At 39.0% G+C, this 17,013-nt stretch carries 13 protein-coding genes and 1 other RNA gene; 8 read left to right on the forward strand and 6 right to left on the reverse strand.

Annotated elements, in window-relative coordinates:
• Nucleotides 1–173 precede the first annotated feature (173 nt).
• The 3 genes from B4N43_RS02535 (at nucleotide 174) to B4N43_RS02545 (ending at nucleotide 4,430) form a co-directional block, all read left to right on the forward strand.
• The gene (locus B4N43_RS02535) at nucleotides 174–1,769 is read left to right on the forward strand and encodes an ABC-F family ATP-binding cassette domain-containing protein (protein ID WP_286732558.1); all 1,596 of its coding nucleotides are present in this window, start codon (nucleotides 174–176) and stop codon (nucleotides 1,767–1,769) included.
• Between the two features lie 287 nt (nucleotides 1,770–2,056).
• Nucleotides 2,057–3,793: a GMC family oxidoreductase gene (locus tag B4N43_RS02540; protein WP_286732559.1), complete on the forward strand. Its 1,737-nt coding sequence runs from the start codon at nucleotides 2,057–2,059 to the stop codon at nucleotides 3,791–3,793.
• 4 nt (nucleotides 3,794–3,797) lie between these two features.
• Nucleotides 3,798–4,430, forward strand: a complete 633-nt coding sequence (locus B4N43_RS02545) for a gluconate 2-dehydrogenase subunit 3 family protein (protein ID WP_088160870.1) — start codon at nucleotides 3,798–3,800, stop codon at nucleotides 4,428–4,430.
• A gap of 56 nt (nucleotides 4,431–4,486) precedes the next feature.
• On the opposite strand, the gene B4N43_RS02550 is transcribed toward B4N43_RS02545, so the two are convergent.
• Together B4N43_RS02550 and B4N43_RS02555 are read right to left on the reverse strand one after the other, a co-directional pair.
• Nucleotides 4,487–5,386 carry an OmpA/MotB family protein gene (locus B4N43_RS02550; RefSeq protein ID WP_075994703.1) on the reverse strand — a complete coding sequence of 300 codons (900 nt, stop codon included), beginning with the start codon at nucleotides 5,384–5,386 and terminating at the stop codon, nucleotides 4,487–4,489.
• A gap of 103 nt (nucleotides 5,387–5,489) precedes the next feature.
• Nucleotides 5,490–6,014, reverse strand: coding sequence for a hypothetical protein (locus B4N43_RS02555; protein WP_205398817.1), 525 nt, complete (start codon nucleotides 6,012–6,014; stop codon nucleotides 5,490–5,492).
• A 478-nt stretch (nucleotides 6,015–6,492) separates the two neighbouring features.
• On the opposite strand from B4N43_RS02555, the gene B4N43_RS02560 reads away from it, so the two are divergent.
• The 4 genes from B4N43_RS02560 (at nucleotide 6,493) to B4N43_RS02575 (ending at nucleotide 11,549) form a co-directional block, all read left to right on the forward strand.
• A complete protein-coding gene (locus tag B4N43_RS02560) occupies nucleotides 6,493–6,867 on the forward strand; it encodes a hypothetical protein (RefSeq protein ID WP_286732562.1) in 375 nt (124 codons plus the stop codon).
• Nucleotides 6,868–6,932: 65 nt separating this feature from the next.
• Nucleotides 6,933–8,906 carry a transglutaminase domain-containing protein gene (locus B4N43_RS02565; protein WP_286732564.1) on the forward strand — a complete coding sequence of 658 codons (1,974 nt, stop codon included), beginning with the start codon at nucleotides 6,933–6,935 and terminating at the stop codon, nucleotides 8,904–8,906.
• Nucleotides 8,903–10,804, forward strand: a complete 1,902-nt coding sequence (locus B4N43_RS02570; RefSeq protein ID WP_120334879.1) for a DUF3857 domain-containing protein — start codon at nucleotides 8,903–8,905, stop codon at nucleotides 10,802–10,804. Before B4N43_RS02565 ends, B4N43_RS02570 begins: the two co-directional genes overlap by 4 nt.
• A 28-nt stretch (nucleotides 10,805–10,832) precedes the next feature.
• Complete coding sequence (locus tag B4N43_RS02575; protein WP_286732566.1) at nucleotides 10,833–11,549, forward strand: HAD family hydrolase; 717 nt, start codon at nucleotides 10,833–10,835, stop codon at nucleotides 11,547–11,549.
• A gap of 122 nt (nucleotides 11,550–11,671) precedes the next feature.
• On the opposite strand, the gene B4N43_RS02580 is transcribed toward B4N43_RS02575, so the two are convergent.
• Nucleotides 11,672–13,063 (reverse strand): sigma-54-dependent transcriptional regulator, encoded by a 1,392-nt coding sequence (locus B4N43_RS02580; protein ID WP_088160865.1) that lies wholly within the window; start codon nucleotides 13,061–13,063, stop codon nucleotides 11,672–11,674.
• 67 nt (nucleotides 13,064–13,130) lie between these two features.
• An RNA gene (rnpB, locus tag B4N43_RS02585) (RNase P RNA component class A) lies at nucleotides 13,131–13,510 on the reverse strand.
• A gap of 150 nt (nucleotides 13,511–13,660) precedes the next feature.
• Here rnpB and B4N43_RS02590 point away from each other — a divergent pair.
• Nucleotides 13,661–14,689, forward strand: a complete 1,029-nt coding sequence (locus B4N43_RS02590; RefSeq protein ID WP_286732568.1) for a helix-turn-helix transcriptional regulator — start codon at nucleotides 13,661–13,663, stop codon at nucleotides 14,687–14,689.
• 40 nt (nucleotides 14,690–14,729) lie between these two features.
• Here the strand turns inward: B4N43_RS02590 and B4N43_RS02595 are convergent, their stop codons facing one another.
• Nucleotides 14,730–15,920 (reverse strand): NAD(P)/FAD-dependent oxidoreductase, encoded by a 1,191-nt coding sequence (locus B4N43_RS02595; RefSeq protein ID WP_286732594.1) that lies wholly within the window; start codon nucleotides 15,918–15,920, stop codon nucleotides 14,730–14,732.
• Nucleotides 15,921–15,935: 15 nt separating this feature from the next.
• The gene (locus B4N43_RS02600) at nucleotides 15,936–17,012 is read right to left on the reverse strand and encodes an oxidoreductase (protein ID WP_286732569.1); all 1,077 of its coding nucleotides are present in this window, start codon (nucleotides 17,010–17,012) and stop codon (nucleotides 15,936–15,938) included.
• Nucleotide 17,013 lies beyond the last annotated feature (1 nt).

A 17,013-nucleotide genomic window follows, 5' to 3' on the forward strand; every position in this document is an offset into this window, starting at 1 on the left:
CAATTTGACTATTCCTCAAAAACTTTCCCGTCATCAAAATAAAAACGCTATATTTGCTTCTCTCAACATCCTTAAAACTGCATGTAAGATTAAAATTCTTTAGAACGAAATAAATACCATCCATTGACAATACCTGTCCAAATGGTCTTTTCTAACATTTAAAGAATTTCAACATGCTTTCATTACAACAACTTTCTTATATACATCCGAATAAAGATTTATTGTTTGGGAACATAAATCTACACATCAATGCGCAAGAGAAAATAGCGCTCATCGGCCACAATGGTGTCGGTAAATCAACTTTATTGCGACTGATTGCCAAAGAACTATCACCTTCCAGTGGCAGCGTACAAGTCAATACCAGCACCTATTATGTCCCTCAAGTTGTGGGACAATTTGAGGATAAGACAGTCGCCGAAGCACTTGGCATTGCCAAAAAATTAAATGCACTCCACGCCATATTAGCTGGCGATGCGTCTGAAGAAAATTTCAATAGACTTCAAGATGATTGGACCTTGGAGGAATGCTGCCAAGAAGCTTTCGAGCAATGGGATCTGCCCGATATCCAGTTGACACAGAAGATGTCGTCCCTTAGTGGTGGACAAAAAACAAAAGTCTTATTGGCCGGAATCCACATTCACCGATCCGAACTTATTCTTCTTGATGAACCCAGCAACCATTTGGATATGGATAGCAAAACACTACTATACGATTGGATTCAATCAAGCAAAAACACAGTGATTATTGTTAGCCACGATAGAACCCTGCTTAATTTATTGGATGACATGGCCGAAATGACCCCAAAAGGTATCAAGCGGTATGGGGGAAATTATGCCTTTTACGAAACTCAAAAAGAGACCGAGCGCCAGGCGTTACAACAAGATATTCATCACAAGGAAAGGGCGATCAAAATTGCAAAGGAGAAAGAAAGAGAAACAATCGAACGCCAAAATAGATTAAACAACCGCGGTCAAAAAAAACAGGAAAAGGCAGGTGTAGCGCGCATCATGATGAATACACTGCGCAACAATGCTGAAAAAAGTACCGCCAAGATAAAAAGTGTGCATCAGGACAAAATTGGAGATATCAAATCCGACCTACAGGAACTCCGAGGTTCACAATCTGCACTGGATGAGATTAAAATAGATTTAGGAAACAGTGCCTTTCCAACCGGAAAGAGTATGATCAAAGTCGAAAATGTCAATTTCAAGTATGACTCACAAGGACTCTGGCCAGCTGACATCAACTTTCAATTATTCAGTGGAGATCGTATCGCACTACAAGGTCAGAATGGATCTGGTAAAACGACATTGGTCAGACTTCTACTCGGCCAATTGACACCTGTACAAGGAAAAATTGAACGTCAATCATTTCGTGCGATCTATTTAGATCAAACATACTCCATTTTGTCTTCGCATCTAAGTATTTACGAGCAGGCCCAGCAATTCAATAGCGACGCACTACCTGAACATGAGATCAAAATTAGGCTCAATCGGTTCTTATTTGGAAAAGACGATTGGAACAAACCCTGCCAACTATTGAGCGGTGGTGAAAAAATGCGTCTGATAATATGTTGCCTCACCATTCAGCAACAGTCTCCAGATTTAATTATTCTTGATGAACCAACAAACAATTTAGATCTTCAAAATATCCGGATGCTAACCCGAGCGATTCAGCTTTATAAAGGTACGCTACTCGTCATTTCACATGATGAGGTCTTTCTACAGGAAATCCATATCAACAAAGTCATCAAACTAAAAGACCTATAAATGACAACTGCGTTTATTTCGTTGCAACGGAATAAACGCAGTATTCAATGACTGCCCTCCATAAAATTTTAATAAAACACCGTATTTTTTGTAACAATCCCATATTCTTTATTTAAAATCTGCTAAATCGATAAATTAAATTAAAAAAAAAGAATTTTTATCGATATATTCACGATGATTTTAAACATGAAACAATAACCATTAAATTAATTGAACCTTCTCATTTACATTGCAGCCTTAGGGCAAATGTATCGCACAGGCCTCTCAATTAATTACTTCATTTAATTATGTCAGATTATCAAATTAAAGAAAATCCCGAATTATTTGACGCCATCGTAGTTGGTTCCGGCGCAGGTGGTGGTATGGCAGGTTATATACTTGCACATGCGGGGCTTAAAGTATTGATGCTGGAAGCAGGTCCTTTTTATGACCCAGCAAAAGATTCGTTACAACTACGCTGGCCTTGGGAATCTCCAAGAAGAGGTGCCGGTACCACAAGGCCATTCGGGGATTTTGATGCAGCCTTCGGTGGCTGGCAAATCGAAGGTGAACCCTACAGCAAGGTAGCGGGAACTGAATTTGAATGGTTCAGAGCACGTATGCTGGGCGGCAGAACCAACCACTGGGGTCGAATTTCATTGCGTATGGGACCTGACGATTTCAAGCCAAAGGATGGAGTAACAGACGAGTGGCCTATCACTTATGAAGAAGTTAAACCATTTTATGACCGTGTAGATCGAATGATCGGAATATATGGCACAGCAGAAGGTATTCATAACGAACCCGATGGTATTTTTATGAAACCACCTAAGCCACGCTTAAACGAATTATATATTGCAAAAGGTGCCAAAAAAGCTGGAGTTCCAGTGATTCCCGGAAGAGGAGCCGTGCTAACCGAAGTATCAAAAGATATTAAAGATCGAGGTACCTGTTTCTACTGTGGCCAATGTGGCCGTGCATGTAAAGTTTATGGGGACTTTTCGTCTTCATCTTGTCTGGTTATTCCAGCGATGAAAACAGGTAACCTAAAGGTGATAGACAATGCAATGGTAAGGGAAGTCATTACAAATGATGAAGGAATTGCAGTTGGTGTTTCTTATGTAAACACCAAGGATCTGCAGGAATATACCGTTAAAGGGAAAACCGTTATTTTGGGTGCTAGTGCCTGTGAAAGCGCGCGGATCATGTTAAATTCCAAATCAAAATCGCATCCTGGGGGTGTTGGTAATAGCAGCGGTTTAGTTGGAAAATATCTCCACGATTCTACAGGGGCCAGTTTATCTGGATTTTTACCACAACTACTTGACCGGAAGCGTTATAATGAAGATGGCGTTGGAAGTGTCCATATTTATTCACCATGGTGGGAAGATAATGCCAAGTTGAGTTTCCCAAGAGGTTACCACATCGAATATGGTGGTGGTTTACATATGCCCTCTTATGGATTTTTGAATTGGGTACCGAAAGTAAATGACCTGGCAAAAAATTCGGATGGGAAGTCAAAAGCCAAAGGCGGTTATGGTACTGCATTAAAAGAAGATTTCCGTAGCTATTATGGTGCAAATGTAGGTATGGCAGGCCGGGGAACGGCATTGGCAAGAAAAGACAATTACTGTGAAATTGACCCGGATAAAGTCGACAAATTCGGAATTCCTGTGCTACGTTTCAACTACAAATGGGCGAATGAAGAAATAGCACAAGCCAAACATATGCAAGAGACATTTCAGTCTATTATGCACGAAATGGGCGCTGTAATTACTTCTAAAATACCAGGAGCAAATACATTATATGGCCTGGAAGCTCCCGGAAAAATTATTCATGAAGGTGGTACCACAAGAATGGGAAATGACCCTAAAACCTCCGTTTTGAACAAATGGGGACAAGCGCACGATTGTAAGAATCTCTACGTCGTGGATGCGGGACCATTTGTACAACAAGGTGACAAAAATCTGACCTGGACAATACTCGCTTTATCAATGCGGACAGCAGAATATATACTTCAAGAAAAGAAAAAATTAAACGGTTAAAAGCATGAATAGAAGAGAATCTTTAAGAGCATTAGGATTAATTGCAGCTGGATCTGGTCTTTTAACCGCAGCTTGCAATTCAAAAGATGCTAAAAATGCGGTAGCTGACAATAGCAAAAAGTTACCTGGAGTCCAGGATTTTGAATACGAACGCACGGAACAATTATATGCCGAAAAGTTTTTTGACGAACATGAAATGGCTACAATCACTGTTTTGGCAGATATTATTATTCCTAAGGATAATATTTCAGGAAGTGCTTCTGAGGCGGGAGTACCCGATTTCATCGAATTTATCGTAAAAGATTTGCCTGATAATAAAATCCCTATGCGTGGCGGGCTTCGTTGGCTCGACCTCCAATCCAAAAAGCGTTACGGAACAGTATTTATCAAATGCGGCGCAAAAGATCAACTTGCATTAGTGGATGATATTGCCTACCCTGATTTGGCAAAACCGGAAATGAAACAAGGTGCCGCCTTCTTTTCATTGATGCGCAATCTGACTTCCTCAGGATTTTACACAAGTGAAATGGGTGTGAAAGATATCGGCTATGCCGGAAATAAACCTGGAGTCTGGAATGGCGTACCAGATGATGTGTTGAAAGAGCATGGTTTTGACCCGACTAAATTCTTTGGATAATAAAAAAAATCCTTTCCGAAAACGGAAAGGATTTTTTTTATTTACCGCATTAAAATCTATTGTGCCGATGGTACTTCGGTAGCTTCCGGAGCTTTATCAATCAACTCCATAAATTGATCCAATTTAGGGGTGATAATAATCTGCGTTCTTCTATTCCGTTGCTTACCTAGCGCGGTCGTATTATCTGCAATTGGATTATATTCGCCCCTACCACCTGCAGTTAAGCGTTTAGGATCCACACCATATTTATTTTGTAAAGCTTGTACCACAGAAGAAGCCCGTAAGGTACTTAAATCCCAGTTATTCCGAATATTAGGTTTAGAAATTGGATCGGTATCGGTATTACCTTCAATCAATACTTCATAATCCCTATAATCCTGGATAATTTTCGCAATTTTACTTAATGTCTGATCGGCTCTATCATTAATTTCATAGCTACCGGATTTGTAAAGCATATTATCAGCAAGTGAGATATAAACTACCCCTTTTAACACCTGTACATCAACTTCCTGCAATTCCTCACGGCTAAGCGATCTTGTCAAATTATTGGTCAATACCAGATTCAAGGAATCGGATTTGTTTTTCGTCTCAACGAGATGCTTAATATATTTATTTGAAGCGTTAATTTCATCAACCAACTTGGAAATATTGATATTTCCCTGTGAATTCTGATTAATACTGTTATCTAGCGATTTCTGTAAAGCAGCATAAGCCGATCGAAGATCCGCATTATTTTGTCGTTCAGAGGCCAACTGATCTTCTAAACTCTTGATCCGTGTCCGACCTTCAGCCAATTGAAGCTGTCCATCCTGATATTGTTTGGTCAATTGACTGTGCTCCGTTTGTAATTTACTATAGTCGGACTGTAAACCAGCATATTGCTTTTTACTGACACCACATCCGATAACAAACAAACTGGCTGTTAATACAGTCATTGGAAAAACTAAATTCTTCATGATATACTCTTTTTGTAGATGTTGAATTAATTCATATAGCAAGATACGCAATATTCTAGCCAAAATACCCCACATTCTTGTCAAATTAACAACCTTTAACGTCCTATTGGGCTAGCTCCTTCAGCTCTGTAGCGCTAAATACTTGCCCACCTTTAAGATAGGGATTTGCGCCTTTGAGATAATTATAAATAATTGATTTAGCCTCTTCATTGGGTAATTTATAAAGATTTTTAACAAGGAAATTTTTATCTTCAAGGATATTATTGTTATATCCCAAAAAAGAAGGCGCATGCACCTGTACGCTCCAACGTATAAACCGTGCTTCAATATGATTTGGATTTTCCTTAATCACTTCTTCCAAATGCTTTTTGCCCTCTTTGAACTGCCCAACTTTCTTAAATGGATTGCCGATATGTTTCGCTAAAAGTATTTGATAAGCGGCCAGGTATACTTTCTCGGTCGGTGATTTGGCACCTTCCGTCAGCACCTCCAAATTATGTTCACACAGATCTTCGTCCTTCACGGCCTCCGCATATTCTTTTCGAATTTTATCAATATTCACCTGTTGGCCAAGTCCAACTTTTGTTAAAGTAAATAGAACAATTGTCAATACTATTCGTGTTATCATAATTATAAATCAGGCTATTTCAACAATTTCATTTTCCGACTTAAATTACTAAAAAAATCGAATCCAACTATTAATTTTCAATTATCATACCACAAAGCCAAAAATTCATGTCATTGTATCGCCACAGCTAGCTTTAAATAAGAGAAAAGTCTTCATTCAAGTATATTTTTAAAGCAATTTTGCTCCATGAAACTGATTTTAGCAACAAGCCCAGTATGGTTAAAAGTGATTTTGTCGATTTTATTTGGTGTTATATTAGGCTGCTTTTTAGGGGAGATAGTTTTCACCTTACTACAAGCCTAAGTTCTTCATCATGATTGACATCCCGTCCTTTACCCGACGATCTGGCAAATTTTATACCTACAGATAATCCGCTTATTACAGCTCCTTTGAGTAGGCCAATAAGTTTCATTATCCTTGCCAAAAATCAAATTATTTTTGCTATATTGGTTATACCAATATAAATTTAAAGCGAGCTATGGAGACAAAAGCAGAGTATCAGATTTGGGACACTATTGTGAATAGCGCAAAAACTAAATTCGATTATAAGCATATTCGTGCGATGTTCAAAAAGGAAGATGACGAAATAACCGATAAGTTTCTATTCCATATTATTGCAGGGTTTGCCTGTGGTGAAAACCATCAGACCATTTCAACCAATCTTTTCAACGAACTACAAAGTATTCATTTTGAATGCAATGAAGAGCAGATCGATCGGTTTATCGCTGATAAGCACGTAAAATTCAGTCCTGAAATCTATGCCACCTATCTTGCATTCTCTATGCTGGAAGATGGTGAAGATGTCGATACCATCACCGAAATTATTAATAATCTTTTGCAACTAGACAAATAATTATTTTAAAGTATCGTTTAATTTTGGCTAAAAACTTATATTCGTGAATTATTACACCTATAGTTATGCGCCAGTTTTTAACGCTATTTTTAATATTTTCTATTTATACAAATAGTATAGCCCAAACTTTTGATTTTGGTAAAGTTTCTATTTCGGATTTTTCGAAAACAGACCTAGATAGTAGCGCCAACGCTATCGTGCTGAATGAGTTTGGACGGAGTTCTGTTTTTGTTGATGATTATGATAATCGTATAAAACTTCAGCATGAATACCATGTACTTATCCGTATCAATAACAAAGAGGGGTTTAAAAAAGCTAATTTTGAGATTCCCTCCTATAAACGCGGAAGCTACATACGTGACTATTTTGACGAACTCAAAGCTGTTACATATAACTTAGAAAATGGCAGGATAGAGAAAACGGAGCTTGAGAATAAGAAAGTTTTCAGGGAAAATTACTCGGCCTATCTGGACCTTAATAAATTTACCCTTCCGAATATTAAAGAAGGCTCTATTATTGAAGTGTCCTATCGGACACTAGAGCAGGATTTATTTAATTTCAAAACATGGGAATTTCAAGATGATATTCCCAAAATACAAAGCCAATATATCGCTATTATTCCTGCTTCTTTCGCCTACAATGTAGTTCTACGTGGTCCGTACAAGCTTACCGATCAAAAAGCCGAAGCATTGAAAGAATATATTTTCCTGGATGGACTGCGAATGGATTGTTCAAAATTGACCTATACAATGAAGAACATTCCGGCATTTGTTGAAGAGGACTACATGACTTCGCCAACCAATTTCAAATCTGCTATCTATTATGAGCTTGAATCGATCTTTTATCCGAGTACTGGTAGTAAGAAGACATTTAGCAAAACCTGGAAAGACGTAGATACAGACCTCATGAATGAAAAGGCTTTTGGAGGTCAATTAAAAAAAACAGACGTATTCAAAGCCAATTTAGCAACAATTGTATCCCCTACTGACAGCAAATTAGAAAAAGCAAAGAAGATCTATAACTATATCAACAAACAAATAAAATGGAATAACTATTTAGGCAAATATGCAGAATCTGGCATTGAAAAAGCATTGGAAAAACGAACTGGCAATATTGGCGACATCAATTTAGCGCTAGTAACTGCGCTATTAGCGGCAGATCTGGAGGCCTACCCTATTATTCTTTCAACGCGACGAAACGGAACGCCCAATGCCTTATTTCCCGTATTATCTGATTTCGACTATGTCATCGCTTGCGTAGATGTAGATGGCGTGAAATATAAACTAGATGCCTCCAATCCATACTTACCTTTTGGAGAGCTGCCCTTACAATGTCTAAATGAACGGGGAAGAATTATCTACTCCAAAAAGAGCTCAGACTGGTTTCCGCTTATGGTAGAAGAGTCTTCCGATGTAAGCTACGTATTGGAGGGAGCTTTAGATGAACAAGCTAAAATTAAGGGAAAACTGACCATAAGTAGCAGGGGTAACAAAGCCTTTTTAAAACGCCAACATATCGCCAAATTCAATTCTTTGGAGGAATACTGGGAAAAACTGGACGAAGAAATGCCCAATGTAACTTTAACAAAATCGAGTATCCAAAACCTAGAAGAAATTGATCAGCTATTAATAGAGGAATTTGATGTCATTGTAGATGTCTCCAAACAGATGGAACAAGACATATTATTATTGGCGCCCAATATTATTGACAGGATTTCCTACAATCCATTTAAAGCACAGGAAAGAACTTATCCAGTTGATATGGGTTTTAAATCCAAAACATTATACTCAGTCAAATTGACAATCCCCGATCGCTATGAAATTGCTGAGAAGCCTCAGAATGCATCGTTAGCACTCCCGGAGTCAACTGCAAAATATAGATATGTAACGCAGGTCAATGGCAATCAACTTGAAATACTACAGAGCCTCGCGTTTAACAAACCCATCTTTTCGGTCGATGAATATTTTTCACTCAAAGAATTGTATTCACGTATTATTCAACAACAAAAGCTAGACATAAAATTAATCGGTAAAAAATGAAAATCGTATTCATCAACTTACTATACTTCCTGCTTCCGATCCTCGCAATTGGACAAGATAACTACGACGTCGCCAATATTCCAAGTGCATTAAAGAGCAGAGCAGTAGCAACTGTACGCAATGATAAAACTGTGGTAGAAATGAAATCGCCCGAACAGGTCATCACAACCATAACGTGTGCTATCACAGTTTACAATAAAAATGGGGACCGCTATGCTTCACTTCCGGTCTATTATAATAAATCTAGCGAAATCAAGAGCCTTAAGGGCGCCATCTATAACGAAATGGGGATATTGCAAAAGAAAATTGCAACGAAAGATTTCAAAGATATTAGCGCTGTGGACAACAGTACGATGTTTGCCGATTCTCGGGTAAAATTATATGTACCTGACTATCACAGCTATCCCTATACCGTCGAATACCAATACGAAGTTCGAAGTAAACAAAACTTGATCATTCCATCTTGGACTCCTGAGGTCTCAAGTAATGTATCCGTAGAGAAAAGCAGCTTTCAATTTATTGCACCAATTGGCACTGAATGCCGAATTGAAACAACGAACTATAAAGGAAGTATCAAGGAAGAGAAAAATGACAAGACTGAAAGTAAGACATGGAATACTGAACAGATTGCTGCAAAAAAGGATGAATCTTATAGCCCCAATCCTAACCTGAAAAGAATAAATGTACTCATCGTTCCCAAAAATTTTATTTATTATGGTAAGACTGGAAATTTCGGGGATTGGAAAGAATTTGGCCAATGGGTATCCAATAGCCTATTGAACAAAAAAGAAGATTTGACGGAAGCGTCTAAACAAAAATTTATAGCATTAACAAAAGACGCAAGCTCAGATAAAGACAAAGCAAAGATTCTATACAATTATTTACAAAAAAACACACGTTACATCAGTATTCAAATTGGCATTGGAGGCTTAGAACCATTTCCGGCTTCTGAGGTAGACCGCTTGGGCTACGGTGATTGTAAAGCACTGGCGAATTACATGCGAAGCATGTTGTCGGCCGTCAATATCCCTTCCTATTACTGTATTGTCGAAGCAGGCAGACGCAAAGAAAGTTTTCACAAAACCTTTGCAAATGCCCAGGACGGAAATCACGTCATTTTATGTATTCCATTCAAAAATGATACGACCTGGCTGGAATGTACAAGCCAAAACCTTCCATTTGGTTTTCTTAGCGATTTTACCGACGATAGAGATGTCGTTGCTTGTACCGAAAATGGCGGAGTTATCATGCATACGCCGAAATATATTAACTCAACCAACCTTCAACTGCGCTATGCCGACCTAAAACTTTCGGAAGACGGAAGCATTCAGGGCACCTTAAATACCAAGTTCTACGGAGCCCAATATGAGAACCATATGGACGTGCTTTTAGCCAGCAATAATGATAAAAATAAGCTTCTCACGGAATACTATAATATAGACAATATCAATTTCAATCAGGTAAACTATATTGAACATAAGGAGGAAAATCCATTTATTGAGGAGAACCTGAATATTTTTATCAAAAACTACGCTGTGAAAAATGGTAATAAACTTTTGATCCAACCTAATTTATTCAACACACATTCCAATATTGCAGAAAGTAGAAATAGAACGGAAGATATTTTCATTGAAAGGGGGTACGCTGATATCGATAGCATTAGCATTGCCCTCCCGGAAAATATGCTCAAAAACATAACTCCTGAAAAGAAAATTATTGAGAAACCATTTGGAAAGTATGAATTTAGGTCAGAAATAAAAGACAATAAACTATTCACCTACAGAAAACTAGAACTTTTTGAAGGCAGCTATCCTGCCAATACTTATGAGGACTTTTTCCAATTTCATAATGAGGTAAGCAGCTGCGACAAGGGACGCTTTAATCTCAGCTTTCTCTAGTCGGAAGAAAATATTTACCAGAATATGAATGAGTAAAATCGATCAAATAAGGCAATTATTGTATATTAGCTCAATGACAGAATACGCAGCGATATTTGACATGGACGGTGTCATAAGCCACACCAACCCTTTCCATGCGGAAGCTTTTAGAGCTTTTTTTAAAAACCACAATGTACAACAGGCTACAGAAGAGGAATTTGAACAGCATATGTATGGTAAGCATAATAGTTACATTATGCAGCATTTCTTTCAGCGTCCGATATCCTCTGAGGAACTGCGAACGCTTGAATTTGAAAAAGAGCAGCTTTTTAGAGTGATCTATAAAGAACACGTTGCCCCTATTAAGGGCTTAATTGAGTTTCTAACGGAATTAAAAAATAACGGTTTTAAGCTTGCTGTGGCGACATCTGCTCCCCGAGAGAATATGGACTTAATTTTGGATGAATTGAACATACGTCATTTATTCTCTTCCACGCTAAGCAGCGAAGATGTAAAACTCCATAAGCCACATCCTGAGGTTTACCTAAAATCTGCAGAAAATCTGCAAATTCCTGTTGACCGCTGTATTGTTTTTGAAGATTCTTTTTCGGGTATTACCGCAGCGAAAAATGCTGAAATGAAAGTTGTCGCCGTACTTTCAACCCATAAAAAAGAAGAATTACCTGCAAGTAATGATTATATAAATAATTATACAGAAATATCTGTTGCCAATATAAAGGCCATTTTAAAAACACAAGAAGTATAACCCGGTTAAGGGTTGACGACGATAAAAAAAGAGATTCCTTAAGGAATCTCTTTTTTTATCACTTTGTCTGAGCAAACTGCAATTTTCGCTCACAGCTGCTAGACTAAAATATCTCTAAACGGTTAATCTCTTTTTAGACCGAACTTCTCTATTTTACTATACAGGTGACTACGTTGAATATCAAGATCATCGGCCGTCTTGGAGACGTTCCAATTATTTTTTTCCAACTTATATTTTATAAATTCTTTCTCCGCATGATCTTTATAATCTTGAAACGAATCAAAGGAGTCCATATCTAATCCGTAATTCGTTGCACTTTTTTCATGAGCTATACCATTCACAGGTTCGCGGGACGGGTTAGCAAAGGCAACAACATCTTTATCGGTAATCGACCTGTCGCTCAAAATAATTAAACGTTCAATCATATTGCGCAATTCCCGAATATTACCTGTCCAAGGAAGATGACTCAACTCTTTCATTGCAGCAGTAGTAATTTCCTTTACAGGTATCCCGTATTCCATACAGATCTCTTCACAGAAGTTTGTGGACAATAAAGGAATGTCATCGACACGATCAGTTAACGCTGGCACATGGATCAATATGACAGATAAACGGTGATACAAGTCCATTCTGAAATTACCATCTTCTATCTCTTTCAATAAATCCTTATTGGTCGCAGCTACTACTCTGACATTGACGTCAATTTCTTTGTCGCCCCCCACTCGCGTGATTTTATGTTCCTGTAATGCCCTTAGCACTTTAGCTTGCGCGGATAGACTCATATCTCCGATCTCATCCAAGAACAATGTTCCACCGCTAGCTTGTTCAAACTTCCCGATACGTTGTTTAATAGCCGACGTGAAGGATCCTTTTTCATGCCCGAATAATTCTGATTCGATTAATTCAGAAGGTATTGCGGCACAGTTCACTTCGATCAATGGGCCTTGTCCACGATTTGACTTTTCATGTAACCAGCGTGCAACCAATTCCTTTCCCGAGCCATTCGCCCCGGTAATCAATACACGGGCTTCTGTTGGTGCAACTCGGTCAATTGTTTCCTTAATACGTTTGATGGCCCCCGATTCACCCAGTATATCTTTTGTTTTCGAGCTGCTAACTTTTCGTTTCAGGACCTTGGTTTCTGTGACTAGGGAACTTTTATCCAGGGCATTACGAACCGTGATCAATAATCTATTCAGGTCCAGCGGTTTTTCTAAAAAGTCAAATGCTCCTTTTTTCGCCGCTTCAACAGCTGTTTCAATCGTACCATGTCCAGAGATCATAATAAAAGGGATATCCGGGCTGCTTTGGTGTGCTTCCGCCAAGACTTCCATCCCATCCATCGTATTCATCTTGATATCACAAAGAACAAGATCTATTTTTTCCTTTTTTAAAATATCTAATCCATCCCGGCCATTGTCGACATCTAAAATCGTATAATCTTCATATTCCAAGATATCACGCAACGAACTTCTGATGGCGCGCTCATCATCAATGATTAAAATTGTACTCATAAATCGAGAGTTATGCTATTTTTTCAATTACGGGAATCAATATAAGGTTTTTTTGGCAATTAGCGAAAAAGAAGCAAACCTTGTAAGCCGGGTTCTGTAGACCACCGAAGTGGAATTTCTATCATTTATCTAGATTTGCCATCGCTGACAAACTCAATCAACCTACCCATTACGAATTCCAATAAATTGAAAGAAGACGAGCAGCCTTCGAATTTCGCAACCTATTTGGTCTTTCAACACACGAGGTTTACCGTAATATATGTCACCATACAAGACCGTAAGCTCTTACCTTACGTTTTCACCCTTACTCCGAAAAGCGGTATATTTTCTGTGGCACTTTCTGTCTGCTATTTTCATAACAGCCTTCCCGTTAGGAAGCGTGTTGCTCTATGTTGCCCGGACTTTCCTCTCCTCCCAAAAAAGAGCAGCGATAGAACCAGTTTGCTTCTGCGCAAAAGTAGCTATTTTACTCGGATAAACCCGAATTTCTTTTCAATTTCGAAAAGACCATTTATTTTGCATCAAAGACACAAAAATCTACGCAATTACCTTGCGCAGATAAAGAAAGTTTTTGTATTTTCAATCTATCAAAAAAACATGGCACTCAATAAACTAGCTCTTATACGTTATAAAACGATTGACCATTGTCTTCGTTTAAGACATCGGAAATGGACCTTGGAAGATCTTATGGAAAAGGTTTCCGATGCACTCTATGAATTTGAAGGAATCAAAAATGGGATAAGTAAACGCACCATACAAGGTGATATTCAACTCATGCGTAGCAATAAGCTCGGCTACAATGCGCCTATTATCGTCTTGCACCGCAAATTCTACACCTATGAAGATCCCAACTATAGCATTAGCAATTCACCGATTTCCGTCGGTGACATGCAAAAAATGAAGGAGGCTGTAGAGGTACTTAAGCATGTGAGCGGTTTCTCCAGCTTTGATGAAATGAGCGATATTGTCGCACGACTTGAAGATAGCATCCATACAAAAAAGGACAATTCACCTTCTATTATACAAATGGAAAGCAACAATCTGCTAAAAGGCCTTTCTTTTATCAGTCCACTGCATCAAGCCATTCGTGAAAAAACGCCACTTCTGATCAGCTACCAATCGTTCAAAGCAACACAACAGCAGGATCTTGTTTTCTCGCCCTATCTCCTAAAAGAATATCGTAATCGATGGTTTCTAATTGGTCAGCATAAAAAGAGTGAAGGATTGATGACACTAGCGCTCGATCGGATCAATGCTATCGAGGAAATGGGCAAAAATTCATACAGGGAATATACAGGGGTCGATTTCGAACGTTACTTTTCGGATGCTATAGGCGTAACGAAGACACAAAAGGACCGCGGCCACCGGGTGATATTGCAAGTCAATGCAAAAAATGCACCTTATGTAGCAACAAAACCCTTACATGCGTCACAGCAGATTTTAGACAAAAAGGAGGATGGCTCAATCTTAATTCGTATCGATGTTGTACTTAACTTTGAACTGGAAAGAGAAATTTTAGGTTTTGGCGAATCCATTAAAGTACTCTCCCCAAAAAAATTGCAAACGAGAATAAAACAGCGCTTGGCTGCTGCCACACAACTCTATGCGGAGAAATCTGTCGATTAAACGTCAAATTCAAGCCCTCTCGCTACCTCTCCAAAAATGCCTAAATATCTTGGGCGATGGCATAACCACTTGCCCAAGCCCATTGGAAATTATAGCCGCCAAGCCATCCCGTAATATCAACAGTCTCCCCTCCAAAATAAAGGCCTTCAACTTTTTTAGACATTAAGGTCTTGGGGTGTAGTTCTTCCGTTGAAACTCCTCCACGCATAACCTCAGCTTTATCATACCCCTTATCTCCCGCAGGTTTTACCTTGAAGCGATGGATAGTATCGACAATCATTTTCGCATCAGCTTTACTAAGTGAGGCAATTTTGGTATCCAATGCTAGAAATTTTCCAAGAGCATCGACCAATTTTCTACTGAAATAATCGTTTAACAATTGTGAAACAAGTCGTTTCCCTCCGTATTGCCGCTCCTGTTTAATCAGATTATCTAAATTAAAATTAGGCAGTAGATCAATCGTAATCTCCTGTCCAGGTCTCCAATAACTTGATATCTGAAGAATTGCAGGTCCGCTTAACCCCCAGTGCGTAAAGAGAATATTCTCTTCAAAAGACATTCCAGCAACAGACACTTTCGAGAACACCGAATTTCCAGCCAAAGAGCTATACCAATCAGCATCTTTTCCAGTTATTGTCAAAGGGACTAGTGCAGGCGCTGTACCGACGACATTCAAACCAAATTGTTTGGCTAGGCGTAATCCAAAGTCCGAAGCGCCGAGTTTTTGGACCGGAAGCCCACCGGAAGAAATAACAACTTTATGTGCATGATATCGGGACTCACCTTTTGCATTTTCTACCGTTACCATAAAGCCATTATCGTTTCTTTCTACAGATTTCACCAAGGTATTCAATGCAATATCCTGCCCTGTCTCGTATAAAATTTTTGAAAATACAGCAACGATATCTTTTGCTTTATTGGTCTCTGGAAACAACTGGCCCAGTGTTTTTTCATGCCCTACAATACCATACTGTTCAAAAAATGTAATGGTATCGTCCACTGTCCATTGTTTGAATATACCATGTAAAAAATCTGGATTTTCAGAAATGAAATTAGCGGGACTATTACCGATATTTGTATAATTGCAGCGTCCACCTCCGGAAATCAAGATCTTCGCGCCGACCTTATCGTTTCGTTCAAGGACCAAGGTCTTCTTTCCAATCAGCCCTGCTTGGGCTGCACACATCAAACCACAGGCTCCGCCCCCAATAATGATAGCATCGTATAGTATACTCACAGCAACAATCTAATAAGCAATCAATGTATTTTCAACAGAAACAACTCTTCGTTCCAATTGACTCTGATATCCCAATTCAATAATTTTAATGACATCCCGTGCCTGCTCTGCCGATGCGATCAAGGTAGTTTTGCCCAATATACTATCCGCAACGTTCTGATAAAAATCAGGATAAGAACCTATTTCAGAAGGAACCATTTCTTCAATGTCATTCCCCTGTTCAACAATATTGAGCTTGCCGTATAGACTTGGGTCTTCTTGTCCCCAGGTTGGATCCTCATCAGGAAATTTGCCATCACGCAGTAAAGCTTCCTGTGGGTCGACACCATATTTCACAAAATTTCCGTTCATTCCAAAGACACGATAACGTGCTGTGGGTTCTTTTGCAAGCATAGATCCTTTTAGGGATACCCTCAAATTATCATAGTACAATAGGCAGTCGAAATTGTCAATGGTTTTGGCATAATCCCGTTGGACAGCCAAATCTGCAAAGACAGCATGCGGCTTTCCAAATAACTGCAAAGCCTGGTCGATGAGATGTGGTCCCAGGTCATAAAATATGCCCGAACCCGGTAAATTTTCCTCTCGCCATGCGTTAGGTCGCAAATAATTACGAAAACGATCAAACCTGGATTCCAAATTTACAATCCGTCCCAACCTTCCACTTTTGACCACTTTCTCCACTGTCCGATAGTCTGAGTTGAACCTTAAATTATGGTAGGGTGCCAAGATCAGATTTTTCTCCTTAGCCAGAGCAATAAGCTCATCGGCCTGCTCGACACTATTGGTAAAGGGTTTTTCTACAACAACGTGTTTTCCTGCTTCCAATGCACGTTTTGCGAAAGGATAATGCATTTCATTGGACGTTGCAACCACGACTAAATCAATGGTTGCATCATTAAAAATATCATCTGCAGACAAAGCAATTTCTGCCTGTGGATAGCGTTCCTTTAGCAAACTTTGCTGATCTGCTTTCCGAGCGGTCACCTTAACAAGATCCAGTTCAGCTATCGAACGCATCACGGGAGCGTGAAAAACCTGACCTGAAATTCCAAAACCGATAAGTCCTACGCGAATTTTCTTCATA

Source organism: Sphingobacterium sp. UBA1897 (genome assembly GCF_002337775.1).
Lineage (GTDB): Bacteria > Bacteroidota > Bacteroidia > Sphingobacteriales > Sphingobacteriaceae > Sphingobacterium > Sphingobacterium siyangense.